21 protein-coding genes, 1 tRNA gene and 1 riboswitch are annotated in these 23,608 nt (G+C 74.0%); of the genes, 11 read left to right on the forward strand and 11 right to left on the reverse strand.

The genetic code is table 11. The features are described from left to right. The first annotated feature begins 166 nt into the window (after positions 1-166). A complete protein-coding gene (locus tag OG904_RS00290) occupies positions 167-556 on the forward strand; it encodes a VOC family protein (protein WP_405486104.1) in 390 nt (129 codons plus the stop codon). Positions 557-665: 109 nt separating this feature from the next. On the opposite strand, the gene OG904_RS00295 is transcribed toward OG904_RS00290, so the two are convergent. The 5 genes from OG904_RS00295 to OG904_RS00315 form a co-directional block, all read right to left on the reverse strand. Continuing rightward, entirely contained in the window at positions 666-2,201 is a 1,536-nt protein-coding gene (locus tag OG904_RS00295; protein ID WP_405486102.1) for a PE-PGRS family protein, read from the reverse strand. After that, positions 2,179-2,964: an ABC transporter ATP-binding protein gene (locus tag OG904_RS00300; protein WP_405486100.1), complete on the reverse strand. Its 786-nt coding sequence runs from the start codon at positions 2,962-2,964 to the stop codon at positions 2,179-2,181. The genes OG904_RS00295 and OG904_RS00300 overlap by 23 nt, the downstream gene beginning before the upstream one ends. Before the next feature lie 116 nt (positions 2,965-3,080). Further along, on the reverse strand, positions 3,081-4,136 hold the full coding sequence (locus OG904_RS00305) for a FecCD family ABC transporter permease (RefSeq protein WP_405486098.1): 1,056 nt from the start codon (positions 4,134-4,136) through the stop codon (positions 3,081-3,083). Beyond that, the gene (locus OG904_RS00310) at positions 4,133-5,137 is read right to left on the reverse strand and encodes an ABC transporter substrate-binding protein (RefSeq protein WP_405486096.1); all 1,005 of its coding nucleotides are present in this window, start codon (positions 5,135-5,137) and stop codon (positions 4,133-4,135) included. The genes OG904_RS00305 and OG904_RS00310 overlap by 4 nt, the downstream gene beginning before the upstream one ends. Before the next feature lie 35 nt (positions 5,138-5,172). After that, a riboswitch (cobalamin riboswitch) is annotated at positions 5,173-5,315 on the reverse strand. A 2-nt stretch (positions 5,316-5,317) separates the two neighbouring features. Continuing rightward, positions 5,318-6,397, reverse strand: coding sequence for a helix-turn-helix domain-containing protein (locus OG904_RS00315; protein WP_405486094.1), 1,080 nt, complete (start codon positions 6,395-6,397; stop codon positions 5,318-5,320). Between the two features lie 247 nt (positions 6,398-6,644). Here OG904_RS00315 and OG904_RS00320 point away from each other — a divergent pair, with 247 nt between their 5' ends. After that, positions 6,645-7,367, forward strand: coding sequence for an SDR family oxidoreductase (locus OG904_RS00320; RefSeq protein ID WP_405486092.1), 723 nt, complete (start codon positions 6,645-6,647; stop codon positions 7,365-7,367). A 97-nt stretch (positions 7,368-7,464) separates the two neighbouring features. Then, positions 7,465-8,013, forward strand: a complete 549-nt coding sequence (locus OG904_RS00325; protein WP_405486090.1) for a GNAT family N-acetyltransferase — start codon at positions 7,465-7,467, stop codon at positions 8,011-8,013. 87 nt (positions 8,014-8,100) lie between these two features. On the opposite strand, the gene OG904_RS00330 is transcribed toward OG904_RS00325, so the two are convergent. The 3 genes from OG904_RS00330 to OG904_RS00340 all read right to left on the reverse strand — a co-directional run bounded on the left by OG904_RS00330 (position 8,101) and on the right by OG904_RS00340 (position 9,969). Further along, positions 8,101-8,174: transfer RNA gene (locus tag OG904_RS00330), tRNA-Trp, on the reverse strand. Between the two features lie 54 nt (positions 8,175-8,228). Then, entirely contained in the window at positions 8,229-8,957 is a 729-nt protein-coding gene (locus tag OG904_RS00335; protein ID WP_405486088.1) for an ankyrin repeat domain-containing protein, read from the reverse strand. 265 nt (positions 8,958-9,222) lie between these two features. After that, on the reverse strand, positions 9,223-9,969 hold the full coding sequence (locus OG904_RS00340) for a DUF3626 domain-containing protein (protein ID WP_405497670.1): 747 nt from the start codon (positions 9,967-9,969) through the stop codon (positions 9,223-9,225). A gap of 377 nt (positions 9,970-10,346) precedes the next feature. Between OG904_RS00340 and OG904_RS00345 the strand changes: the two genes are divergently transcribed. The 3 genes from OG904_RS00345 to OG904_RS00355 all read left to right on the forward strand — a co-directional run bounded on the left by OG904_RS00345 (position 10,347) and on the right by OG904_RS00355 (position 13,995). Continuing rightward, positions 10,347-11,678 (forward strand): glycoside hydrolase family 18 protein, encoded by a 1,332-nt coding sequence (locus OG904_RS00345; RefSeq protein WP_405486086.1) that lies wholly within the window; start codon positions 10,347-10,349, stop codon positions 11,676-11,678. 76 nt (positions 11,679-11,754) lie between these two features. Continuing rightward, positions 11,755-13,026 (forward strand): serpin family protein, encoded by a 1,272-nt coding sequence (locus tag OG904_RS00350; protein WP_405486084.1) that lies wholly within the window; start codon positions 11,755-11,757, stop codon positions 13,024-13,026. Between the two features lie 57 nt (positions 13,027-13,083). After that, complete coding sequence (locus tag OG904_RS00355) at positions 13,084-13,995, forward strand: aldo/keto reductase (protein ID WP_405486082.1); 912 nt, start codon at positions 13,084-13,086, stop codon at positions 13,993-13,995. A 68-nt stretch (positions 13,996-14,063) separates the two neighbouring features. On the opposite strand, the gene OG904_RS00360 is transcribed toward OG904_RS00355, so the two are convergent. Beyond that, the gene (locus OG904_RS00360) at positions 14,064-15,119 is read right to left on the reverse strand and encodes a PfkB family carbohydrate kinase (protein ID WP_405486080.1); all 1,056 of its coding nucleotides are present in this window, start codon (positions 15,117-15,119) and stop codon (positions 14,064-14,066) included. Continuing rightward, a complete protein-coding gene (locus OG904_RS00365) occupies positions 15,116-15,871 on the reverse strand; it encodes a bifunctional 4-hydroxy-2-oxoglutarate aldolase/2-dehydro-3-deoxy-phosphogluconate aldolase (protein WP_405486078.1) in 756 nt (251 codons plus the stop codon). Before OG904_RS00365 ends, OG904_RS00360 begins: the two co-directional genes overlap by 4 nt. A gap of 74 nt (positions 15,872-15,945) precedes the next feature. Here OG904_RS00365 and OG904_RS00370 point away from each other — a divergent pair, with 74 nt between their 5' ends. After that, positions 15,946-16,746, forward strand: coding sequence for an IclR family transcriptional regulator (locus OG904_RS00370; RefSeq protein ID WP_405486076.1), 801 nt, complete (start codon positions 15,946-15,948; stop codon positions 16,744-16,746). A gap of 52 nt (positions 16,747-16,798) precedes the next feature. Here the strand turns inward: OG904_RS00370 and OG904_RS00375 are convergent, their stop codons facing one another. Further along, positions 16,799-17,842, reverse strand: coding sequence for a S66 peptidase family protein (locus OG904_RS00375; protein WP_405486074.1), 1,044 nt, complete (start codon positions 17,840-17,842; stop codon positions 16,799-16,801). A 137-nt stretch (positions 17,843-17,979) separates the two neighbouring features. Here OG904_RS00375 and OG904_RS00380 point away from each other — a divergent pair, with 137 nt between their 5' ends. The 4 genes from OG904_RS00380 (at position 17,980) to OG904_RS00395 (ending at position 23,527) form a co-directional block, all read left to right on the forward strand. Then, on the forward strand, positions 17,980-18,459 hold the full coding sequence (locus OG904_RS00380) for a helix-turn-helix domain-containing protein (protein ID WP_405486072.1): 480 nt from the start codon (positions 17,980-17,982) through the stop codon (positions 18,457-18,459). Then, positions 18,452-18,886, forward strand: a complete 435-nt coding sequence (locus OG904_RS00385) for a DUF4180 domain-containing protein (protein ID WP_405486070.1) — start codon at positions 18,452-18,454, stop codon at positions 18,884-18,886. Before OG904_RS00380 ends, OG904_RS00385 begins: the two co-directional genes overlap by 8 nt. A gap of 76 nt (positions 18,887-18,962) precedes the next feature. Further along, positions 18,963-20,720: a sigma-70 family RNA polymerase sigma factor gene (locus tag OG904_RS00390; RefSeq protein ID WP_405486068.1), complete on the forward strand. Its 1,758-nt coding sequence runs from the start codon at positions 18,963-18,965 to the stop codon at positions 20,718-20,720. A 134-nt stretch (positions 20,721-20,854) separates the two neighbouring features. After that, positions 20,855-23,527 (forward strand): Helicase associated domain protein, encoded by a 2,673-nt coding sequence (locus tag OG904_RS00395; RefSeq protein WP_405486066.1) that lies wholly within the window; start codon positions 20,855-20,857, stop codon positions 23,525-23,527. Positions 23,528-23,608 lie beyond the last annotated feature (81 nt).

The raw sequence follows: 23,608 nt of genomic DNA on the forward strand, positions 1-23,608 counted from the left end.
CGGCGGCGCCGCCCCCGCACCGGGGCGCCGCACCTCGCCGGGCGGTTCGGAAGGCCTGGACTCCATACGTAAGGGATGTTTAGGATCATGTCGCGGCATCGCGTGTCGGTCACCGGCTGGGTGAGACATGGAGGTGCCGGGACATGCCTTTCGGAGGCATCCACTCATGACGATCCAGCTCAACCACACGATCATCCACTCCCGTGACAACCGGGAGTCCGCGGAATTCCTGGCGTACTTCCTGGGCCTCGAAGTCGGGGCGCCCTGGGGCCCCTTCATCCCCGTCGAAACCGCCAACGGCGTCACCCTGGACTTCGCGACCGTCCCGGACGGGTCCATCACCCCGCAGCACTACGCGTTCCTCGTCTCCGAGACCGAGTTCGACGAGGCCTTCGCGCGGATCCAGCGGGCGAAGATCACCTACTTCGCGGACCCGCACGGCCGGCACCCCGGCGAGATCAACCACAACGACGGCGGCCGCGGCGTGTACTTCCAGGACCCCTCGGGGCACGGCATGGAACTGATCACCCGGCCGTACGGCGGTTTCAAGGAGTAGCACCGGAGCGGGGTCCGCCACCGCCCCGAGCGGATGCGGATGCGGCTCGGCGCCCGGCAGGTCAGCAAGTCGGCAAGTCGGCAAGTCGGCAAGTCGGCAAGTCGGCAAGTCAGTCGAGCATGCGCCGCATGACCCGCTCCGGCAGCGCCGGGTTCCGCGCCGCCGCCCTCGCCGTCTGCTCGTCGCCGAGCAGCCCGGCCAGGGCGGGCACCGGCAGTCGCGGGTGCCGGGCGGCGAGCTGTCGGACGCAGGGGTCCGGGTCGTCGAGCAGTCGCAGCACCGACTCCGCGGAAAGCCGGGGGTCGGTCGCCGCCCGGGCCCGGACCTCCTCGTCCCCGTCCCGGCTGAAGCGTTCCACCAGCTCCGCCGTCGAGTCCGGGTCGTCCAGCGCCAGCTGCCGCAGCCGCCGGTCGGGATCCCCGGCGTAGCGGAGGAGGTCCCGGCCGGGGAAGTTCGGGTGGCCGTAGGGCCGGTCGGGCGTGGACAGGCTCCCGGTCCACCAGTTCCAGACCTCCAGCAGCATGTCCGCCGGGGCGTCTTCGCACTCCTCCGCGAGGAAGAGCCGCACGACCCGGTCCTCGTCCCGGGCCAGCCGCTCCACGACATCGGCCGGCAGCCGCCGGGCCGTCGCCACACTGCTCCGCAGCACGGGATGGACGGAGGCGGCGAGCCGCCGCATCGCCCCGGGGTCGCCGTGCAGGGCCACCACCCACGGGACCGTGCGCCGCATCCCGTCCAGCTCCAAGCCCGCCAGGAGGCCGGCCCGCTGATCTTCCGTCAGCTCGGGCCGCACCGATGCGGCGAGGCGTACGCCGTGCTCCGGATCGGCGGCGAGTACGGCGACCAGGTCCGGGCCCAGGTACGGGTTCTCCGCGAGTCTCCGCCGCACGGAGGGCTCCTCGTCCGCGCAGAGCCGGGCCGCCAGGTCCGGTTCGAGCCGCAGGGCCTCCACCGCGGCGTACTTCCCGTGCAGGGTGTCGAACAGTTCGGCCGTGACCGGGACCTCCTCGTGGCGGGCCACCGCGACGGCCCTGCGCACCGTCTCGTGGGGGTCCGCGGCCAGCCGGTCCCGCACCTCGTCCCCGAGCTCCGCCCAGGCCGCCCCGCAGACCGCCGCGCGTACGGTCGCCGCCGGATCGCGGGCCAGGGCGGCGAGCAGCCGCTCCGGCAGGCCGGGCAGGCTCGCGGCGTCCGCCCTGACCGCGTGGGAGCCGGCAGTGGTCAGCGCCTCGTACGCCTCCTCCGTCAACGGCACCCCGGCGTCGGCCGCCAGGGCAGCCACCAAGTACCTCCGCTGCGAGCCTGCCTCTCCCAGCACGAGCCGGGACCACTGATCGGCGGTCAGCGGGACGCAGGTCCGGGTACCGGTCCTGGAGAACCGCATCGTGGCGCCCCGGTACTCGGCGAGAGCGCCGCGCACGCGCCGGTCCGGATGCCCGATCGCCGCCTCCAGCACCGCCTGCGGCAGGTCCGGCCGGTGCAGCAGCTGCTCGCTGGCGCCGATCAGCCCCACCAGGATCCCGTCGGGCGCGGCACGGTTCATGCTCAGACCCTCGCGACGGGCCCGGCGCAGCCGATCCCCCGCCGCCTCCCCGAACTCCAGCCCGTCCCAGTCCGGCACGTCAGTGCCCTGTTCGCTCCCCATCCTCCGGAAGGTAGACGATGCTCGGCGCGCCCGTCGTCGGGTGGGTGGCGATGCGGGTGCGCACCCCGTACACCTCTGCCAGCAGCGGCTCCGTCAATACCTGCGCCGGGGTGCCCGATGCGGCGACGCGGCCGCCCGCCAGGACGTACAGGCGGTCGCAGTACATCGCCGCCAGGTTGAGGTCGTGCAGGACCAGCAGGCCGGTGGCCGGCAGGGCGCGGACCAGGCCGAGGATCTCCAGCTGGTAGCGGATGTCCAGGTGGTTGGTCGGCTCGTCCAGGGCGAGCAGGCCGGGGTCCTGGACCAGGGCGCGGGCCACCAGGGCGCGCTGGCGCTCGCCGCCGGAGAGCCCGTCGAAACGGCGCCCGGCGAGCGCGGCCGCGCCGACGGTGTCCAGGGCCTCGGCGACGCGCCGTACGTCGTCCGGGCCGTCCTGCTCCCAGAACCTCTTGTGCGGGCTGCGCCCCATGGCCACCACCTCGCGCACGGTCAGCCCGAAGGTGCCGGCCGCGTCCTGGGGCACGACCGCCACCCGCCGGGCACGGTCCTTGACCCCCAGCGTGGCCGCGTCCGTGCCGTCCAGCACCACGCGCCCGCCGCTCGGGCGCAGGGTGCCGTAGACGCAGCGCAGCAGCGTGGTCTTGCCGCTGCCGTTGGGCCCGACCACGCCGACCGTCTCGCCGGGGCGGGCGGTGAGGTCGATCCCGTGCAGCAGCGGCTGCCCGTCGATCTCATAACGCACGTCCTCGACGACGAGTTCCACCGGACCGGAGACCGTACCGGACACCCGACCGGAGACCCGACCGGAGACCCGACCGGATAGCCGCCCCGAGACCGGCCCCGAGACCGGCCGCGCCGCCCCTGCCGCCCTACCCGCCGTCATCCCACGACCCCTTCGCTCCGGCTGGACCCGCGCAGCATCCACAGGAAGAACGGTCCGCCGACGAGAGCCGTGACCACACCGACCGGGATCTCCTCCGGCGCGGCGGCGGTACGGGCCACCAGGTCGGCCAGGGTCAGGAACACCGCCCCGCCCAGGGCGGCCACCGGCAGCAGCGCCCGGTGCCCGGCGCCGACGACCATGCGGGCGGCGTGCGGAACCATCAGCCCCACGAAGCCGATCGCCCCGCTGTAGGCCACCAGCACCCCGATGACCAGCGAGGTGAGGACGAAGACGGCGGCCCGGAACCGGCTGGTGTCCAGGCCGAGCGTGTGGGCGCCCTCCTCCCCCGCGAGCAGCAGGTCGAGCGGCCGGGCGAGGGCGACCAGCAGCCCGGTGCCGAGGAGCAGGGCGCCGGCGGGCAGGGCCAGTTCGCCCCAGCGGGCCCCGCCGAGTCCGCCGAGCGTCCAGAACAGCACGCTGCGGATCTGGTCGGGGTGCGCGGCCAGCACCAGGATGAGGCTGGTCAGGGCGGACAGGACGTACTGCACCGCGACTCCGGCGAGGATCAGCCGGCCGGTGGTCATGGCGCCGCCGCGCCGGGCCATCGCGTAGACGGCGACGAGTGCGCCCATCGACCCGGCGAAGGCGGCGAGCGGTACGGCGGCCCCGCCCGCGAACCCGAGGACCCCGGCGCCGAAGACGATCACCAGCACCGCTCCCGCCGAGGCCCCGGAGGAGGCTCCGAGCAGGAACGGGTCGGCGAGCGGATTGCGTACGAGGGCCTGGAGCACGGTTCCCGCGACGGCCAGTCCCGCGCCGACGACGGCCCCGAGCAGGACGCGCGGCATCCGGACGTCCCACACGATCGCCCCGAAGGCGCCCGCGCCCCCTCCCGGTCCGGGTCCCCCGAGCACGATGTCGAGCACCTGGCCGGGAGGGATCCGTACCGGCCCCAGGGCCAGCCCCGCCACGGCCGACGCGGCCAGCGCGCCGGCGAGTACGGCCAGGACGAGCGGTGTACGGGTGGACGCGCGGGCGAACCGACGCCTCACGCGGCGTCGGGGTGGAGCCCGCCGCCCAGCGACTCCACGGCGTCGGCCACGCGCACGCCGAGTACCGCGGAGGACAGCGGCAGTACGACGAACCGCTGGTTCCTGACGGCGGGAACCTGCGCCAGCGCCGGGTCGTTCAACAGGCGCTGCTTCTTGGCTTCGACGGTGGTGCCGCCGTAGTCGTAGATGAGGACGACCTCGGGCTTGCGCTCGATGACCTTCTCCCACGACACGTCGCCGAAGGTGTCCTCGAGGTCGGCGAACACGTTCGTCCCGCCCGCCAGCGAGACGATCTCGTTGCCGATGCCCTTGCCTCCCGAGGTGAAGGCGGAGGCCTCGCCCGAGTCGTAGACGAAGACGGCGGGCCGGGCCTTGTCCTTCACCCGCCCGCGAACGGCGTCGATGCGGCGCTGTTCGTCCGCGATGAGCTTGTCGCCGCGCTCGGGCACACCGAAGGTCCGCGCCACTTCGGTGATCTCGGTCCTGAGCTGTTCCAGGCCGACCTTCCCGTCGGTGCAGTACTCCACGCTGAGCCGGGAGTTGATGCCGGACTTCGCGAGGCCCTCGCGGTCGCGGCCCTGCGCCTTGTCGAAGGCGCTGGAGTAACCCCCGTACACGAAATCGGGGTTGGCGCCGAGCAGGACCTCCTTGGAGGGGTACTCCTTCGCCAGCACCTTGATCTTGTCGTAGGCGGGTCGGTAGGCGGGCAGCACGGCGTCGTCGAGGTAGGCCGTCCCGGCCATCTTCTCCTCCAGCCCGAGGGCCAGGAGGATCTCGGTGGCGTGCTGGTTCATCGCGACGGCGCGCCGCGGCGGCGCCTGATAGGTGCTGCTGACACCGCAGTTGGTGACGGTGTACGGGTACCCGGGCGCGGCGCCCGCCCCCGCGGCCGCGTCGTTCGCCCCGGCCGGGGATCCCGCCGGGGCCCCGCACGCGGTCAGCGGTATCAGGAGCGGGACGGGCAGGAGCGCGCGCAGAAGTGCGCGGGGGTACGACGGCATGACGAAGCCTCTCCGGGGGATCCGCGTCCCCTGGTCGAACCGAAAAGGCGGTGCGTCAGTGTCTGGCTCCCGGTTCCCCTGGGGGTTCCGGTCACAGTGGCGGGACCGCACCGGATTCGCACCGGATTCCTGTCCTGCACCGCCTGGATGACCCGGTCCACTCTGCCATACGGAGTGCGATCATCCGTTCGGGTGCAGCGCGTCGGCCGTCCGGGAGGCGAGCGTCCGCAGGGCCTCTTCGGAGGGGGATCCCGGCTCGGCGGTGTAGAGGTAGAGGGCCTGGTCGGGGTCGTCCGGGAGGGTGAGGGACTCGTACTCCAGGGCCAGTTCACCGACGACGGGGTGGCGGTAGCGCTTGGTGCCGTGGGTGTATTCGAGCACGTCGTGCGCGGCCCACCACTGCCGGAAGTCCTCGTCGCTCTCCGACAGTTCGTCGACGAGGGGGCGCAGCGCGGGGTCGTACGGGTGCCGGCCCGCGTAGAGCCGCAGCGCGGCGACGGCTCCGCGCGCGCCGGTCTCCCAGTCGGCGAGGAGCTCGCGGGCGGCGGGGTCGAGGAAGATGAAGCGGGCGAGGTTGCGGTCCCGGTGGGCCAGTGCGTCGAAGTCGGTGTAGAGGGCCTTGGCGAGCCGGTTCGCGGCCAGGACGTCCAGCCGGTGCCCCATGATCATCGCCGGGGTGCCGTCCAGGGCGTCCAGCACCCGGTACAGCCCGGCCCGCACGCGCTGCGGTACGGCGGCTCCGGTGGATCCGGCGGCGCGGACGGTTCCGGGCGCGGATCCGCGTACGGGGTCGCTTCCCGGCTGGTGTCCGCGCCCATGCCCGAGCCCATGTCCTGGCCCATGTCCTGGCCCATCTCTGAGCCCATCTCCGAGCCCGAGCCCGAGCCCGAGCCCGAGCCCGAGCCCGTGCCCATGTCCGTGGCCGTTTCCGCCTCCGCCTCCGGACCCGCGCCCGTCGGCCCGCTGCGGCCGGGCCAGGTCGAAGAGGTGGCTGCGCTCGGTGGCGTCGAGCCGTAGCGCACGGGCCACCGCGTCGAGCACCTCGGTGGAAACGTGCAGGTTGCGGCCCTGCTCCAGCCGGATGTAGTAGTCGACGCTGACCCCGGCCAGCTGCGCGACCTCCTCGCGGCGGAGCCCTGGCACCCGTCGCCGGCCCGCGTGCGCGGCGGCGCCGATCTCCTCTGGAGCGATCCGGGCGCGCCGGGAGCGCAGGAAGTCCCGCAGGTCGGGATTGGGCTCGCGCCCGGCAGTGACGGTCATCCCTCCAGGCTAGGCCGTCCCTTCCGAATCTTGCCGGGGGCGCCCGGGCAGGAATGGAAGCGGCCGATCCGCTGTAAGGGGGGGGTCTTGCGTACCCCTGGTACGACTCCACCCCCGGGGCGGCCGGTGGAGCCCGCCGGACGGTGCTCTCCTGGAGAGGTAGCCCGCTCGCCCTGCGTCCCCGCTCCACCCCTCCGCCCCTCCACCCCTCCCCCGTCTCCCCTCCCCGCAAAGGATCAAGATCACCATGGCGAAGCCCCTCGTCGTCGTCACCGGCGCCAGCTCCGGCATCGGCGCGGCCACCGCCCGCCTGCTGTCCTCCCAGGGACACCCCCTGCTCCTGCTCGCCCGCCGGCTGGACAAGCTGGAGGAGCTCGGACTGCCCGACACCCTGTGCCTCAAGGTCGACGTCACCGACCGGGCGGCCGTGGAGGCGGCGGTCCGCGCGGCCGAGGAGCGGTTCGGCCCGGTGGACCTGCTGGTCAACAACGCCGGCGCGATGCTGCTGGGGCGGATCGCCGACCAGCCGGTGGACGAGTGGGAGCGGATGATCGACATCAACGTCAAGGGCCTGCTCTACGGAACCCGCGCGGTCCTCCCCGGCATGATCGCGCGCGGCGCAGGCACGATCGTGAACATCAGCTCCGTCGCGGGCCGCAAGACCTTTCCGAACCACGCGGCGTACGTCGGGACGAAGTTCGCCGTCCACGCGATGTCGGAGAACCTGCGCGAGGAGGTGGCCGCGACCGGGGTCCGGGTGGTGACCATCGCACCGGGCGCCGTGGAGACCGAGCTGCTCTCCCACACCAGCGACGAGCGGATCAAGAGCGACTACCAGGCGTGGAAGGAGTCCGCGGGTGGTGCGCTCGCGCCCCAGGTGGTGGCGGAGGCGATCGCGTACGCCTACGGGCAGCCCCGCAACGTCACCATCCGCGAGATCGTGCTCGCCTCCACCGGCCAGCAGGCCTGACCCACCTCTTCCCCGCCCCGCCCCGAACCAGGGGCACGGCCCCCACCCCGCGTAAATGCAATGGACAGGCCTCCGGTTCCGGGCGAGCATCTCCGCGATGAACAACGAACTCCTCCCCACCCCCCGACGCATCCGCTTCCTCGAGCTCAGCGAGAGGGCGCTGCGCGCGCTGGCCGACGGCGACCTCGCCGGCGGCAGCGCCGAGGCCGGGGCCGTCCTTGACGAACACTTCGTGGGTGAACGGGCCCGCTGGATCTTCGGCTACCGTGCCGACCAGCTCGCCAGGGATCCGTCCGCCGCACCGTGGACCGTTCGGGCCGCGGTCTCCGAGCCGGACGGGACCGTGGTCGGCGACGCCGGGTTCCACGGCCCGCCGGACGGGGCCGGCATGGTCGAGGTCGGCTTCACCGTCGTGCCCGGGTACCGCCGCCAGGGCTATGCCCGCGCCATACTGGCCGCGCTGCTCGCCAGGGCCGCCGCCGACCCTGACGTCCGGACCGTGCGGGCCCGTATCAGATCCGACAACACCCCTTCCCTGGCCACCATCGCAGGCTTCGGCTTCACCCGCGTCGGCGAGCAGGGGAACGAACAGGAGGGGATCACGCTCGTCTTCGAGATCCCCGCGGCCACGATCCGGACCGCGTAGCCCCACGCCCCGGCGGACACAGGAAAGCCCCCCGGCCTAGTACGGCCGGGGGGCCGAGAGCAGACTCGCGTCTGCCATCTGATCTTGCAGGGGTGGCAGGAGTCGAACCTGCGACATCTGGTTTTGGAGACCAGCGCTCTGACCAGCTGAGCTACACCCCTTCGGTGGGACCAACCATGTCATGGCGCACGCCGAAGATCCACTGAATTCGGCGATCAGCCGCGAGAAAATTCCTCGCGGGTCCTGGCGCCCGAGGACCGGAGCCAGCCGAGCAGCGGCTCGTCTTCGCTGGTCAGGGCGGCGTCGAGCGGGGTCAGCCCGTCGTAGCCGATCCAGTTGATGTCCGCGCCTTGAGACAACAGGTATTGCGCAATGGACAGTTGACCCCCGTGACACGCCCCCCAGAAGGCGCTGTTGACCTCCCCGGGGGCGGCGCCCGCGGCGACGAACTCCTCGACCGGGGACAGCAGTCCGAGGGTGGCCGCGTCCTGGAGGGTGGGGCGCGCGCCGAGCTCGAGGAGTCTGCGCGCCGCCCGCCACTGTCCGAAGCCGCTCGCGTCGGCCAGTGGGCCGCCGCCGCCCAGCACCGAACCCGGGGCGTCGACGTCCGCACCCGATTCGACGAGGGCGTCGATCGCGGTGACGTCGTCGTTGCTCGCGGCCCAGTGCAGCGGGGTCTCGGCGTGCGCGCCGATGAACGGGGCCCCCGGGTCGGCCCCGGCGGCGGTACGGATCACCTCCGCGGTCCGGGGGCGGTGGCCGGGCCAGTCCACGGCGATGTGCAGCAGGCTCCGCTCACCCTCCGCCTCGCCCCGCTTCACGATCCGGCCCCCGGCGAGCCCGGGGTGTTCTGCCAGCAAGCGCTGGAGTCCGTCCAGGTCGCCGCCGCGGATCGCCGCCGCGACGGCGACGGCGAGCGGGTCGTCCGATGCGAGAGAGAGCATGCCGCCCAGGCTACGAGTTCGCCGGCCGCGGCCGGCGTCGACATCACGGGGCACGGGCCGGTGCCGGTACCGGTGCGGGAGCGGGTGCGGGAGCGGGAGCGGGAGCGGGAGCGGGTGCGGGAGCGGGAGCGGGAGCGGGTGCGGGAGCGGGAGCGGGAGCGGGAGCGGGAGCGGGAGCGGGAGCGGGAGCGGGTGCGGGAGCGGGTACGGGAGCGGGTGCGGGAGCGGGTACGGGTACGGGACGGCCCTGAGGCGGTGTTGCCGGTCAGCAGGTGGTGCGCTGCCCGAAGCGGGCGAGGCAGTGCCAGACCTTCTTGAGGTCCTGAAGCCCGTATCGGCCCGTACGGGCGGCGTCCCCGATGACCTTGGGATCGAGCGAGCCGTCAACGGCGATCTCAGCACCCAGATCGACGCATTCCTGTCCGCGGAAGCTCGGGTGGCGTCGCAGTTCAGCCACGCCGAGCCGGAACCCGGGATGCCATTCGATGGGGCACGGGAGGTCATGAGCCGCAGATTCGACGTCCGTGCCGCGGTAGCTGGGATCCAGCACCAGCGCCTCCACGTCACGGTCGAACCCGACCGGTCCGTGGATCTGCGCCTCGATGTGATCGTCCAGGGCATCCAGGGCGTCGCCCTCGGCAAGCTCGATGAGCGAGCAGCTGTCGGCCGTGCCGAAGTCGGACGGTTCGGTACAACTGTCGGGATAACAGAACGTGGTGCGAGCGAGGGTCCCGGCGTTGAGCCTGAAGTACGAGGAGCCGAACCGCGGTGCGCCACCGACCGGATGGCGGCGGTGGTTCAACGCGCCGTATACGGGGCGCTGATCAGCGGGGACGTCGTCGTACGCGCCGCCGAAGATGCGGCACTCCCAGCGCCATCGGTCACCACCGGGATGAGCGGTCAGCCCACCGTTGCTCGTGCCCGTCACGAACTGTGACCGGTAGAAACCGTCTTCCGCCATCCGGGCCAGGGTCAGCCGGTCCCCCGCGAGGCGATCGGGATGGAAGTGCATCGTGACCCGCAGGTCGCGGGCGAGCGGCCCTCCCCTGCCCGAAGCCGCGACATGCCGCAGAGCCTTCTCCTGGGGCGATACGGCAGTGTCAGCATCCATGCGGGGAGTGTGCACGGACGGCACTGTTCGACGCACGTGGGTTTTCGACGAGCCCGCGGCCCTGGACGCTGCCGTGGACGCAGCCATGCCCGCAGCCGTGGACGCGGCCGCAGACGCCGCCGGCACACGACTCAACGGCACGGCCCCGCCGAGTCGGATCGTGACGGATCGTGGCGGATCGCGCCGCCCCCCTTGACCCACTGTGGTCCAGACCAATAGTTTCCGCATGCACAGCGCACGCGCCCCGGCACCACTCCCCGCATCCGCAAAGGAAGCCCATGCGCCGCAGCATGCTCGGCAGGCTGGCCGTCGCCGCCTGCTCCCTCTCCCTGCTGACCGCCTTCGCGCCCGCCCACGACGGCGTCGGGCACGACGACTCCGGGCACGGCCGCTCGTACAAGAAGGTCGGCTACTTCACCCAATGGGGTGTCTACGGGCGGGACTTCCAGGTCCAGGACCTGGAGAAGAACGGCAGCGCGAGCAAGCTCACGCACATCAACTACGCCTTCGGCAACATCGGCGCGGACGGCAAGTGCTTCACCGGCAACGTCCCCGGTGAGGCCGACGCCTGGGCCGACTACGTCCGCCCGCTGGACGCCGAGAACTCCGTGGACGGGGTCGCCGACGACTGGGTGCAGCCGGTCGCCGGCAACTTCAACCAGCTGCGCGAGCTCAAGGCCAAGCACCCCGGCCTCAAGGTGCTGCTCTCGCTGGGCGGTTGGAGCTGGTCCACGCACTTCTCGGACGCCGCGCTCACCCCGGCCTCCCGCAAGGCCCTGGTGGCCTCCTGCATCGACCTGTACATCAAGGGCAACCTCCCGCAGGACGGCAGCCGCGGTGGCGCGGGTTCGGCCGCCGGGATCTTCGACGGGTTCGACATCGACTGGGAGTGGCCCGGTTCGGCCGGTGACTCCGACACCACCTACCGCCCCGAGGACAAGAAGAACTTCGCGGCCCTGGTCGGCGAGTTCCGCGCGCAGCTCGACGACTACGCCCGGAGCCAGAAGCGGAAATCGAAGTACGAGCTGTCCGCCTTCGTCCCGACCGCCCCCGCCAAGATCGACGCGGGCTTCGACGTCCGCCGGATCATGCGCGACCTCGACTTCGTGACCCTCCAGGGCTACGACTTCCACGTCTCCGGCGAGAAGACCACCGCCCAGCAGTCCGCGCTGTACGCGAGGAACGACTTCAGCGTGGACGGCACCGTGGACGCCTGGCTGCGGCGCGGCGCGCCCGCGGACAAGCTGGTGATGGGCATGCCGTTCTACGGGCAGGGCTGGACCGGTGTCGGCGGCGGCGGGGACGGCATGGGGCAGCCCGCGACGGGTCCGGCGCCGGCCACCTGGTCGGCCGGGTACGAGGACTACAAGGCGCTGAAGAAGCTGGCCGATTCGGGCGCGTACAAGGTCTACCGGGACCGGCGGGCCGGCAGCGCCTGGCTGTTCGACGGCACCACCCTGTGGACGTACGACGACCCGACGGTGCTGCGCACCAAGACCCGGTACATCCGCGAAGAGGGCCTCGGCGGCGCGATGTTCTGGTCCCTGGACGCGGACACCGCCGACGGCGAGCTCATCACCGCGGTCGATCAGGGCCTGCGCGGCCACTGACCAGCCCCCGAACAGCGCCGCCGGGCCGTGGAAAATGACCCGTCCCGGCGGCGCCCCAACCCTTACGCTCCCCCGCATGAAGGCGACAACGGTACGGGCGGTCAACTCACTCACCTCGCGCTGGGCCGGGCACGCGGCCACGGACGGCGCGGGCACGGCGTTCACCGCCGCCGGGGTCTGGCCGCTGCTGGCCCTCCTCGCCGACGGCGCCGGCGGCCCGGCCCGCACCGAGCTGGAGCAAGCCCTCGGCATACCCGCCGGGGAGGCGGCCGGGGCCGCGCGGGAGCTGCTGAGCGCGCTGGACGGCGTACGTGGCCTGCGCGCGGCCACCGGCCTGTGGGCGCGGCGGGACCTCCCGCTGGAGGAGCGGTGGTCGCAGGGGCTGCCCGCCGGCACCCGGGGCACCCTCACGGGCGACAGGGACACCGACCGCAAGGCCCTGGACGCCTGGGCGGCCGATCGTACCGGCGGCCTCATCGAGAGGATGCCGGTACGCGTCGACGAGGACACGCGCCTCGTCCTCGCCTCCGCGCTGGCGCTCGGTCTGCGGTGGATCCGGCCCTTCACGTCCCGGGCCACGTGGCTGGACGAAGGCCCCTGGGCCGGGGGTCCCGTACTCGGGCTGTCCCGCACCACGACCCTCCTGGACCGGGTCCGCGTGGCGCAGGCACCCACGGGGCCGGTGACCCTGCTGGAGGTGGTGGGAGACGGCGGGGTGGACGTCCACCTCGTCCTCGGCGAGCCGCAGGCTCCGCCGGGCCAGACCCTCCGTGCCGGTATCGCGGCCGTCACCCGGGCCGTTCCCTCGACGGGCGCGGGCGCGCTCCCCGATGGCGGCCCGGGGCCGGGGCTGCACATCGAGCAGGTGCCCTCGGCCGACCGCCGCGACCGGCTGCACATCAAGACGGTGGCCTTCGAGGTGACGGGCGAGCACGATCTCCTGGCGCGCCCCGGGCTGTTCGGGCTGGCGAGCGCCGCGGACACGGACAGGGGCCGTTTCCCGGGCATCAGCGCCGACCCGCTGGCCATCGGTTCGGCGCGGCAGTCGGCCATGGCGCGCTTCCACGCCGAAGGCTTCGAGGCCGCCGCGGTGACGGCGCTCGCCGCCGTCGCCGGCGCCGCGCCCGGCTCCCGGCTGAGGTACCGCGTCCGCCGGGCCGGTGTGGCCTTCCACCGCCCTTTCGGCTTCCTCGCCGTCCACCGGACCTCCCGTCTGGTCCTCGCCGGGGGCTGGGTGGCGCAACCCGTCGGGTACGAGGAGGAGGACCACGCGGCGCGGGAAGCGGAGGACTGGGCCGACGCGGATGCGCAGGAGTGGGGCGGAACCCCCCGGGGCACCGCCGGCTGACGCCCTGCCCTCGGGCTCTCCTCGGGACGGGCCCACGGAGAGGGATACGCTCACCCGATGACTTCGCACCAAACCCCCGCCCACGGGATCGCGGACGGCACCACCGCGGCCGACTCCGGCACCTGGCGGCTCGGCGACCTCACCGTCCGCCGCGTCGGCTTCGGCGCGATGCGTCTCACGCACCTCGCCGACGGCACGCCCAGCGACCGGGACCGGGTGACCGGGGTACTGAGGCGGGCGGTCGAGCTGGGGGTCAACCACATCGACACCGCCTCCTTCTACTTCTCCCCGACCCGCTCCGCCAACGAGCTCATCAACCGGGCCCTCGCCCCCTACGCCGATGAGCTGGTCATCACCACCAAGGTGGGGCCGGGCCGCGATCCGTCCGGCAACTGGTGGTGGGCCACCCCCGGGCAACTGCGCGGGCAGGTCGAGGAGAACCTCCGCCAGCTCGGCCGCGACCACCTGGACGTCGTCAACCTGCGCGCCCCGCGATCGCAGACGCCCGGTTCGATCGCCGAGCACTTCGGGGTGCTCGCCGAACTGCGCACGGCCGGGCTGATCCGCCACCTCGGCGTGTCCAACGTACGGCCGGAGCAGCTGGCCGAAGCGCGGGCCATCGCGCCCGTGGTGTGCGTGCAGAACGCGTACGGGATCGGCTCCCCGGCCGGGGAGCACGCCTTCCTCGACGCGTGCGGCGAGCAGGGGATCGCCTTCGTCCCCTTCTTCGCGATCGCCGGCGCGGGAAGGGAGGCCGGGGTGGTCACCGAGGACGGTCCGGCGGTACTCGAACTCGCGCGGGCCCGCGGCGTCTCCACGGCCCAGCTGCGCCTGGCGTGGACCCTGAGCCGGGGCGCGCACGTCCTGGCCATCCCGGGCACCGGGAACCCCGGGCACCTGGCCGAGAACGTCGCCGCCGGGGCGCTGCGGCTGTCGCCCGAGGAGATCGCGCTGCTCGAAGCGGCTTAGGCCGCCCCTTTCGGATCCTGCCGGGCCACCCGAACGCGCGGGGGCCCGGCCCGGGAACGCGCCCGGCTTCACGCCGTACGTGTAGGTGCCCGCCCCGTCCGCAGGCGCAGGACGTGCTCGCGGTGCGCGGCCGCGAGGGCGGCCGTCTCGGTGAACCCGGGAACGTACCCGGTGCCACCGCGGCCGGACACGGAGAGCGAGGCGGCGGCCGTGGCGTACGCGACGGCGTCCGCGAGGGTGTCGCCCAGCGCGAGGCGGGCGGTCGCGGTGCCGGTGAAGCAGTCCCCGGCGCCGGTCGCGTCGACGGGGTCGGGGTCGACGGGGACCGGGACGTACCCCGCCCCCGCGCCGGTGTCCAGCAGCAGCCGGTCGGCGCCCGCGGTGACCACGACGGTACGGGCGCCCAGTGCCCGGTACCGGGCGGCGGCCTCGGCGGGGTAGTCGGTGCCGACCATCGCCAGCGCGTCGGCCGGGCAGGAGGTCTTCAGCAGTCCGGTGAGCGGGGCGATGCGCGCCAGCAGGGAGCGGGCCTCGCCCCGACCGGTGAGCCGGGAACGGAAGTTGGGGTCGTAGGAGAGGTGTCCGCCGGCCCCGTGGACGGTCTCGGCGGCGAGGAGCACGGCGTCGCGGCTGCCCGGTGACAGGGCGCCGGTGATGCCGCTGGTGATGAGGGCCTTGCAGCCGGTCAGCAACTCCCGCCAGGACTCGATGTGTTCCACCGAGAGGGTGGAGCCGGCGCTGCCGGTGCGCCAGTACACGAACTCGCGGTCGCCCTCGGTGTCGGCGCAGAGCAGGTAGGCGCCGTTGGGGCGCGGGGCCCGGCGTACGTGGGAGACGTCGACGCCGAGCTCGGTGGCGCGGGCCAGCAGCGGGAGGCTCAGCTCGTCGTCGCCGACGACGGCCAGCAGGGCGGTGCGCGCCCCGGCGGCCGCGGAGGCGGCCGCGGCGTTGAGGGCGTCGCCGGAGTAGGAGACGCGGGCGGTGGTGCCGTCGGCCGCCTCCCGCAGGGCGGTGTCCGCGTGGATCTCGACGAGCACCTCGCCGAGGACGAGGACGTCGTAGCCCTCCACGGGAGCCGAAGGGGCCGATGGGGCCGAAGGGGCCGAGGTGGCGGATCGGGTCACGGCCGGCGCTCCGTACCCGTGCGCTCCGTACCCGTGCGCTCCGTACCCGTGCGCTCCGTACCCGTGCGCTCCGTACCCGTGCGCTCCGTACCCGTGCGCTCCGTACCCGCCCGGTCCGCGCAGCGTGGGCAGCAGGGCCGGGCGAGGCCGGCGAAGACGGCGGCCAGTTCACCCGGGTCGGCCGGCAGGCCGTCGCCCATCCCGACGGCCGCGGCTCCCGCGTCGAGCCAGTCGCCGACCTCGCCCGGCCGGATCCCGCCGGTCGGGATGATCAGGGCTTCGGGGAGGACGGCCTTGAGGGAGCGGATGAACCGGGGGCCGCCCACATGGGCGGGGAACACCTTCGCGGCGCCGCCGAACCGGACGGCGGCGGCGATCTCGCCCGGGGTGAAGCCGCCCTCGATGAAGACGGCTCCGCGTTCCCGGGAGACCTCGCGGACCTCGGGGGCCGGGTGGGGGGAGATCAGGAAGGCGGCGCCCGCGTCGAGTGCGGTGCGCGCCGCCCCGGCGGTGGTGACGGTGCCGACTCCGATGAGGGCGGGGCGGCCCCGTGCGTCGGTGAGCGGCACGGTGCGGGCCACCGCACCGGCCCAGCCGGGGGTGGAGGTGGTGAGTTCGACGACCCGGCACCCGGCAGCGAGCAGGGCCGCGGTCTGGCGGACGGCCTCGTCGGCGTCGGCGTTGCGCAGGACCGGCAGCAGTCGCTGCGCGGCGATGGCCGCATACGGGTGGCAGGACAAAGGATCCTCCATTTGTTCCACGTAGTGGAACTTGGTATCGTGTAGCGGAACTCCCGCTCCAGACCATACCCAGCTTTGGAGATCACGTGTCCACGGACGAAGGACTTGAGAGTGCGGAGGCGGCCGGCGCCGCCCGCGGCGGCCGGACCTCCGCCGCGGGCACGGCGCTGGAGAAGTCGATGCGGATCCTCGAAGCCGTGGCCGCCCCCGGTGGCCCGCACCGGCTCACCGACGTCATGGCGGCCGCCGCCGTGCCGAAGTCGAGCACCTTCCGCATCCTGGCCTCGCTGGTCGAGCAGGGCTTCGTACGCTCCGAGGGCGACAGCCGCTACGGCGTCGGCCCCCGGCTGCGCGCACTGTCCGCCCTGGTCAGCGGCGGGGAGCCGGCGAGCATCGAGCAGATCCTGCGCGAGCTCCAGCAGGCCACCGGCCAGGCGGTCCATCTCGCCCTGCACAGCGGCGAGACCATCACCTACATCCGGAAGCTGGAGAGCGAGCAGCCCTTCCGGACCGCCTCGCGGGTCGGCATGCGGATGCCGCTGCACACCACCGCGATCGGCAAGGCCATCCTGGCCGGCCTGCCGCGGGCCGAGCTCCGCGAGCTGGTCTCCGCCACGGGGCTGCCGCGGCGCACGCCCCGCACGCTCACGACGCCGGAGGGCCTGGAGGCGGAGCTGGAGACGGTGCGGGCGCGGGGGTTCGCCCTGGACGACGAGGAGAACGAGGCGACCATCCGCTGCATCGGGGCCGCGATCCCGGGACCGCAGGGCCGTCCGGTCGGCGGCGTCAGCGTCACCACCGTCACCTTCCTGGTCACGCGCACGGAGATCGAGGCCTACGCACCGGCCCTGCTGGCGGCCACGCGGGCACTGGCCCCGCTGCTGTAGCACGCCCGGTAAGGGCGTACGCGCGGGCCCTGGGATCACAGGACCCCCGGGGTCAGTAAGTGACGAAGACCCGCCGGGCCCGGCCGTCCACCCGGATGAGGCCCCCCACGGGGATCACGACCTGCGGGTCGGTGTGCCCGAGGTCCACGTCGAAGACGGCCATGGTGTCGGGGGCGTACTCGCGCAGGGCCCGCAGCACGGCCTCGCGCTGCTCGCGCCGGTAGCGCTCCCGTTCCCCCGCGGCCAGGCGGTTCTCGAACGACCAGCTCTTCGCCCGGCCCATCAGCAGGGCGGGGAACTGCCCCAGCAGTCCGCGCTCACCCATGGCGCGCAGGATCCAGTAGACCTCCCGGGCGCGCGGCATGTCCTCCGAGGTCTCCAGGAAGAGCACGCCGCCCGCGTACTCCCCGGCGGGCCGCACCGCGCGGTCGGCCATCAGCAGCCAGGAGATGATCTCCAGGTTGCCGCCCCAGCCGAGGCCCTCGACCACCCGGTCGGCGTTGTGCCAGGTCCAGCCGGCGGTGGGCTCCAGCTCCGGTTCGCCGTCGAAGGTGCGCGGGTCGTCCCAGGGGCCGTTGACGTCCCCGCTGGCGGCTGCGGGGGTGAGTTCGCACTCGCCCGAGGTGAACAGTGCCGCCCGCAGGGAGCCGGCCGTCATCGGGTGCAGCGCACCGGGCCGTCCGAGCTCGACCATCACCGAGCCCCCGTGGTAGCCGACCAGCCCCAGCTCCCGCAGGTACAGGAGCAGGTTGGTGTTGTCGCTGTATCCGAAGAACGGCTTGGGGTTGGCGCGCAGCAGATCCGCGTCCAGGTGCGGGAGCACGGTGATCTGGTCGTCTCCGCCGATGCTCGCGATCACCGCCTTGATCCCGGGGTCGGCGAAGGCCGCGTGGATGTCGGCTGCCCGCGCCCGGGGCGTCGCACCCGTCGCGCGGGTCGTCGGGTACTCCACCGGATTCAGCCCGAACTCGTCCCGGAGCCGCCGCAGCCCCAGTTCGTAGGGGTGCGGGAAGAGCGCGGGCAGACCGGCCGAGGGGGAGAGGACCGCGACCGCGTCTCCGGGTCGGGGCTTGGCGGGGTAGCGGGGAACCGTCATCTCGCGATCGTAGGAGAGCCCCGGGCGACCGCCACGGCGATTTGTTCGGGGGCTTCCGGACCGTCACCCCCATCGAGAATTCCCTAACCTTCCCCATCACTCCTCATCCGCACCTCAAAGAGGTAGGATCCGGATCTATGAGTAACGAAGGACGCGAGCTCTACACCGTCGGCGAGGTCGCCGAACTGCTCGGACTGCACGTCCGCACCGTCCGGAACTACGTCCGCGAGGGCCGGCTGAAGGCAGTCCGGATCGGCAAGCAGTACCGGATCAGCCGCGAGGACCTCGAGGCCCTGACCAGCCTCCCCGCACCGGCCGCCGCGGAGGCCTCCGCTGGCGGCGAGGGGCGGGGGCCACACCTGGAGGTGTCGAGCATCGTGCAGATCGACGCGATCGGCCCCGACGCCGCGAGCCGGCTCGCGAACCTCGTCACGGCGACCGCCCAGTCCCCGCGGGAATCCCCGGCCGCCCTGCGCGTCCAGACCGTCTACGACAAGGAGCGGGCCCGCATGAAGATCGTGATCCTCGGCGACGCCGCCACCACCGCCGACCTGCTGCAACTGGTCGACGGCGTGCTCGGCCCGGACAACGGCATGGGGACGGTGCGCCGTGGCTGACCTCATCGTGGAGCGCCACGGCGTACCCGTCCTGCTCTGCTCCGCCGACGGCCCGCCCGTCGCCAGCGCCCAGGACGCGCTCGACCAGCTGATCGGCGCGGCCTTCCACCGGACCGATGTGGTCGCCGTCCCGGCGGAGCGGCTGGACGAGAGCTTCTTCGACCTCAGCACCGGTCTCGCCGGGGCGGTCATGCAGAAGTTCGTGAACTACCGGGTCAGGCTCGCGGTCCTGGGGGACCTCACGGACCGCCTGCGGGCCGGGTCGGCACTCGCCGACCTGGTACGGGAATCGAACGGGGGCCGCCACATCTGGTTCCTGCCCGACCTCGACGCCCTGGCCGCCCGCCTCGCTCCGGCCGCGGCTCCCGCCCCCGCCCGGGGCCCGGTGGCACCGGATTCCACTTCCCCTGATTCAATCGGCGGATAAGTGTTATCGGAGTCCCCCTCGACGGTCTCCCAGGTATTGGGCATCATCGGCCGCCGGTAGGGACAGGGAATTTCACATGAGCACTCAGCACACGGCAGCGCTGGTCGCAGCGGCCCGCGCGGGCGATGCCCGCGCACAGGACGACCTGGTCAGCGCGTATCTGCCCCTGGTCTACAACATCGTCGGCCGGGCCCTGAACGGGTCCGTCGACGTGGACGACGTGGTCCAGGACACGATGCTGCGGGCGCTCGACGGGCTGGGCGGCCTGCGCGACGACCACAGCTTCCGGTCCTGGCTGGTCGCCATCGCCATGAACCGCGTACGCGCCCACTGGCAGGACCGCCGCAGCGCCCCCGGTGAGAGCGGCCTGGAGGCTGCCTGGGAACTGGCCGATCCGGGCGCCGACTTCGTGGACCTGACCGTGGTGCGGCTCCAGCTGGAGGGCCAGCGGCGCGAGACGGCCCGGGCCACGCGCTGGCTGGAGCCCGACGACCGGGCGCTGCTGTCCCTGTGGTGGCTGGAGTGCGCCGGGGAGCTGACGCGTCCGGAGCTGGCGCAGGCGCTGGAGCTGTCCCCGCAGCACACCGCGGTACGGGTGCAGCGGATGAAGGCGCAGCTGGAAGCGGCCCGGGTGGTGGAGCGGGCGCTGGCCGTCCAGCCCCCGTGCGAGGACCTGCGGGCGGTGGCGGCGGGCTGGGACGGCCTGCCCTCCGCGCTGTGGCGCAAGCGAATAGCCCGGCACGCCCGCGAGTGCCTGCGGTGCTCCGGGCTGTGGAGCGGTCTGCTCCCCGCCGAGGGACTGCTGGCCGGGCTGGCGCTGGTACCGGTCTCGGTGGCACTGCTCGCGGGCGTACGGTCGGCCCTGGCGGGCGGCTTCGCCTCCCCGGGCATGACCACCGCCGCTGCGGCGTTCGACGCGGGCCCGGCCGCCGACCCCACCGCGGGCCTGGGCTCCGGTCCCGCCACGGGCTTCGGCCCCGGCGGCGACGCGGGCTCCGGTCCCGCCGCTGACCTCGGCCCCGCCGGCGACGCGGGCTTCGGCCCCGGCGGCGACGGGCTCGATGCCCACGACACCGCCACGCAGCTCGCCCCGGCGGGAGATGCCGGCGCCAGCCGCGCCTCCCTGCGCAGGCTCCGCCGCACCCGGGGCCGGCGCCGGGTGATCGGCGGTGCGGTGCTCGCCGCCTGTGTCGCGGGAGGCGGGCTGACCTACCTCGTCACCCGGCCCGGCGCCGTCTCCCCCGAGGCGCCGGCGGCCGCGCTGGCGGCGCCCGGGTCGGGGCGCGCGCTGCCCCCGGAGTCGCCCTCGCCCACCCCGAGCCCCTCGGTGTCCGCCTCCCCGAGCGGCAGCCCGAGCGCGAGCCCGAGTGCCGCTCCGACGCCCCCGGCCTCCGCGCAGCCGAGCCCGAAGTCGACCCCGCCGAAGAGCCCCGCTCCCGCCCCGCAGGGCGGCGGGGCCGCCGCGCAGGTGATAGCGCTGGTCAACTCCGAGCGCGCGGCGGCCGGCTGCGGGCCGCTCAAGGAGGACGCGCAGCTGCGTACGGCCGCTCAGGGACACTCCGACGACATGGCGCGGCGGGACTACTTCTCGCACACCGACCCGGACGGCGCGGACCCGGGCAAGCGGACGACCGCCGCCGGGTACCGCTGGTCCACGTACGGGGAGAACATCGCGAAGGGGCAGCAGACCCCCGCGCAGGTCATGGACACCTGGATGAAGAGCCAGGGACACCGCGAGAACATCCTCAACTGCTCCTTCAAGGACATCGGCGTGGGCGTCCACCAGGGCCCCGGCGGCCCCTGGTGGACGCAGAACTTCGGGGCGCGGATGTAGCCCTCCCCGCCGGGCCCGCCGCGGACCGCCACGAATCGCCCGAACCCGCTCCGCCGATCTTCCCACCGTGATTCAAAACCGGGGCAAGATAGGGGCTGGAAGCGAACGGGCAGTTCACGGGGGAGGTGGTCCGCATGGTCAGGCAGAAACTCCGTCCGCACCAGCGTGAGGCCGTCGACGCCGCGGTGCGGGCGCTCGAGCTGCCCGCCGGGCGCCGGGTGCCGCGGGCGGGGCTCCGTACACAGGTCATCATGGCGACCGGATCCGGCAAGTCGCTGGTGGCCGTGCACACGGCCGACGAGCTGCGGGCCGGGCGGGTCCTGGTGCTGGTGCCCTCGCTCGACCTCCTCGTGCAGACCGCGGCGGCCTGGCGCGAGGGCGGCCGGACCGGCCGCGCCTTCGCCGTGTGCTCGCTGCGCGGCGAGGACGCGGGGGTGCCCACCACCACGGACCCGGCCGAGCTGGCCGGCTGGGCGGGCCCGCCCGTCGACCGGGTGACGGTGTACGCCACGTACGCCTCGCTCGGTCTCGGCACCATCGAACGCGCGCACCGGGAGGGGCTGCCCGGCTGGGACCTGATCGTGGTCGACGAGGCGCACCGGACCTCCGGGCGGATCGGCAAGCCCTGGGCGGTGGTGCACGACAACACCCGGATCCCCTCGGTCCGCCGGCTGTACATGACGGCCACGCCCCGGGTCTGGCAGGACGGCGAATACGCGGAGGGCACAGAAGGCGCGGAGGGTGCGGAAGGCACCGAGGGTGCGGAAGGCACCGCGTACTCCGACGACGCCGGCGGCTCCGAAGGCGCCGACCGTCAGCGGGAGGCGCGCGGCCGGGGCGACCTCGTGGCCTCCATGGAGGACGACGCGGACGGACCGTTCGGCGCCCGCTGCTACACCCTGACCCTCTCCGAGGCCATCGACCGGGGCATCTGCGCTCCGTACCGGGTGGTCTGCGTGGACGTCAGCGATCCCGAGTTCCAGGCGGCCGTGCTGCTCGGGCCGGAGGGACGCTCCGACGCGGTGCGCGGAGTGCGGCTCGCCGCGCTGCAGACGGCGCTGGTGACGGCGGCCGTGCGGCAGGGGTTCCGGCGCACGCTCGTCTTCCACCACCTGACCAAGGAGGCCGAGGCCTTCGCGGCCGGGCTGCCCGCGGTGGCCGCCCGGCTGCGCGCCACGAGCTGGGCCCCCCGGCCGGTGTACCCGCGCACCGTCTGGGCGGACTGGCTGTGCGGCCAGCACACCGCGGCGCACCGGCGGCGGGTGCTGAGCGCCTTCGCGGACGACCGGGTCGCCGACAAGGCCTTCCTCGGCAGCGTCCGGGTGCTGGGCGAGGGCGTGGACACCAAGGAGTGCGACTCGGTCTTCTGGGCCGACGTACGGGGTTCCATGCCCGACCTGGTCCAGGCCGTCGGCCGGGCGCTGCGCATCCGGCCCGGCGAGGGCAAGGTCGCCTCCCTGGTGGTCCCGGTGCTGCTGGGACCGGGCGAGTCCCCCGAGACGATGCTGACCTCACGGGCGTACGGGGACCTCGCGCGGCTCCTGGAGGCGCTGCGGGCCCACGACACCCGGCTCGTCGAGTCCCTGGCGCAGCCTCAGGCACCGAGCCGGCGCGGCGCGCGGGGCTCCGCCGGAACGGAGAGCGTGAGCGGCCCCGGGCTGCGCGACGGCGCGCAGTCCCTGCTCAGCTTCTCCACGCCGCGCGACCCGGCGCTCCTGGCGGCCTTCATCCGGCTCCGGGTCCTGCACCCGGAGCACGAGCACTGGCGGCGCGGGGTGGAGGCGGCACGGGTCTACGCCAGGGCCGTCGGGGACCTGAAGGTGCCCTTCGCGTTCAAGGTGCCCGAGGGCCCGGACGCCGGGGATGCGGCGCCCGGGGAAACGGGGCGGGCCGGGGAAGCCGGGCGGGCCGTCCTGGCCGGCCAGGCCGCGCACGCCGTCCGTCCCGGCGACGCCGGGGTCGCCACCGGGACGGGTGGGCCCGCCACCGGGACGGAGGGGGCCGGGCAGGAGTGGCCGGCCGGGCTGGCCCGGTTCCCGCTCGGCCAGTGGATCGCGGACGTGCGGCGCACGTACCGCCGTGGCGCGCTGGGCCGGGAGCGGGTGGCCCAGCTCGACGAACTGGGCATGGTGTGGAGCCACTTCGACGTGGCCTTCGAGGAGGGGCTGGCGGCGGCGAGCGGCTGGGCGGCCGAGCACGGGCACCTGCTGCCGCCGGTGGAGGCCACCTGGCGGGGCGCCCCGGTCGGGGTGTGGGTCAAGAACCAGCGCGCGGCGGCCCGCCGGGAGGGCCCGGGCGCCCTGTCGGAGGAGCGGCGGGAGGCCCTGGAGGCCGTCGACGCGTCCTGGTGTCCGGACTGGGAGATCTCCTGGCAGCGGGCCTTCCACCTCACGCGGGTCCACCTGGACGCGGGCGGCCGGCTCCCGGCCCGCCCCGGGGAGGCCGTCGTCCAGGGCGAGGACCTCGGCGTGTGGGTGCGGGGCCAGCGCACCGGCTGGGAGCGGCTCGCCTGGGCACAGCGCTGGCTGCTGGAGCACGCCCTCGGGGTGACCCCGCCCGGGGAGGCGGACCGGCCGAAGCCCCGGGTGGGTCACGCGGCCGCGTGGGCGACGCACCTGGAGGCGGCCCGGCAGTTCCACGGCCGCGAGCGGCACCTGCGGGTGCCCCGTACGCACGTGGAGCGGGTCGGTGACCGGGAGGTGCGGCTCGGCGCCTGGATCGCCAACCAGCGCTCCCGCGCCGCGTCCCTCACCCCGGAGCGGACGGCCGCGCTGACGGAACTGGGGATGCGCTGGCCGGCCTCCTGACCGTGCCGCGCCGGGAGGGCCGCCGGGAGGCGTGCGTCCCGGCGGCCCCGCGCACCCGGCCCCGCGTACCCCCGCCCGGCG

Source organism: Streptomyces sp. NBC_00096 (genome assembly GCF_045041305.1).
Lineage (GTDB): Bacteria > Actinomycetota > Actinomycetes > Streptomycetales > Streptomycetaceae > Streptomyces.

What these genes read in the sequence shown, in the direction of transcription:
- OG904_RS00290 (WP_405486104.1), top strand. Translation starts at nt 167, where the DNA reads ATGACGATCCAGCTCAACCACACGATCATCCACTCCCGTGACAACCGG.
- OG904_RS00295 (WP_405486102.1), bottom strand. Translation starts at nt 2,201, where the DNA reads ATGGGGAGCGAACAGGGCACTGACGTGCCGGACTGGGACGGGCTGGAG.
- OG904_RS00310 (WP_405486096.1), bottom strand. Translation starts at nt 5,137, where the DNA reads ATGCCGTCGTACCCCCGCGCACTTCTGCGCGCGCTCCTGCCCGTCCCG.
- OG904_RS00315 (WP_405486094.1), bottom strand. Translation starts at nt 6,397, where the DNA reads ATGACCGTCACTGCCGGGCGCGAGCCCAATCCCGACCTGCGGGACTTC.
- OG904_RS00320 (WP_405486092.1), top strand. Translation starts at nt 6,645, where the DNA reads ATGGCGAAGCCCCTCGTCGTCGTCACCGGCGCCAGCTCCGGCATCGGC.
- OG904_RS00325 (WP_405486090.1), top strand. Translation starts at nt 7,465, where the DNA reads ATGAACAACGAACTCCTCCCCACCCCCCGACGCATCCGCTTCCTCGAG.
- OG904_RS00335 (WP_405486088.1), bottom strand. Translation starts at nt 8,957, where the DNA reads ATGCTCTCTCTCGCATCGGACGACCCGCTCGCCGTCGCCGTCGCGGCG.
- OG904_RS00340 (WP_405497670.1), bottom strand. Translation starts at nt 9,969, where the DNA reads ATGCACTTCCATCCCGATCGCCTCGCGGGGGACCGGCTGACCCTGGCC.
- OG904_RS00345 (WP_405486086.1), top strand. Translation starts at nt 10,347, where the DNA reads ATGCGCCGCAGCATGCTCGGCAGGCTGGCCGTCGCCGCCTGCTCCCTC.
- OG904_RS00350 (WP_405486084.1), top strand. Translation starts at nt 11,755, where the DNA reads ATGAAGGCGACAACGGTACGGGCGGTCAACTCACTCACCTCGCGCTGG.
- OG904_RS00355 (WP_405486082.1), top strand. Translation starts at nt 13,084, where the DNA reads ATGACTTCGCACCAAACCCCCGCCCACGGGATCGCGGACGGCACCACC.
- OG904_RS00365 (WP_405486078.1), bottom strand. Translation starts at nt 15,871, where the DNA reads ATGGAGGATCCTTTGTCCTGCCACCCGTATGCGGCCATCGCCGCGCAG.
- OG904_RS00375 (WP_405486074.1), bottom strand. Translation starts at nt 17,842, where the DNA reads ATGACGGTTCCCCGCTACCCCGCCAAGCCCCGACCCGGAGACGCGGTC.
- OG904_RS00380 (WP_405486072.1), top strand. Translation starts at nt 17,980, where the DNA reads ATGAGTAACGAAGGACGCGAGCTCTACACCGTCGGCGAGGTCGCCGAA.
- OG904_RS00390 (WP_405486068.1), top strand. Translation starts at nt 18,963, where the DNA reads ATGAGCACTCAGCACACGGCAGCGCTGGTCGCAGCGGCCCGCGCGGGC.
- OG904_RS00395 (WP_405486066.1), top strand. Translation starts at nt 20,855, where the DNA reads ATGGTCAGGCAGAAACTCCGTCCGCACCAGCGTGAGGCCGTCGACGCC.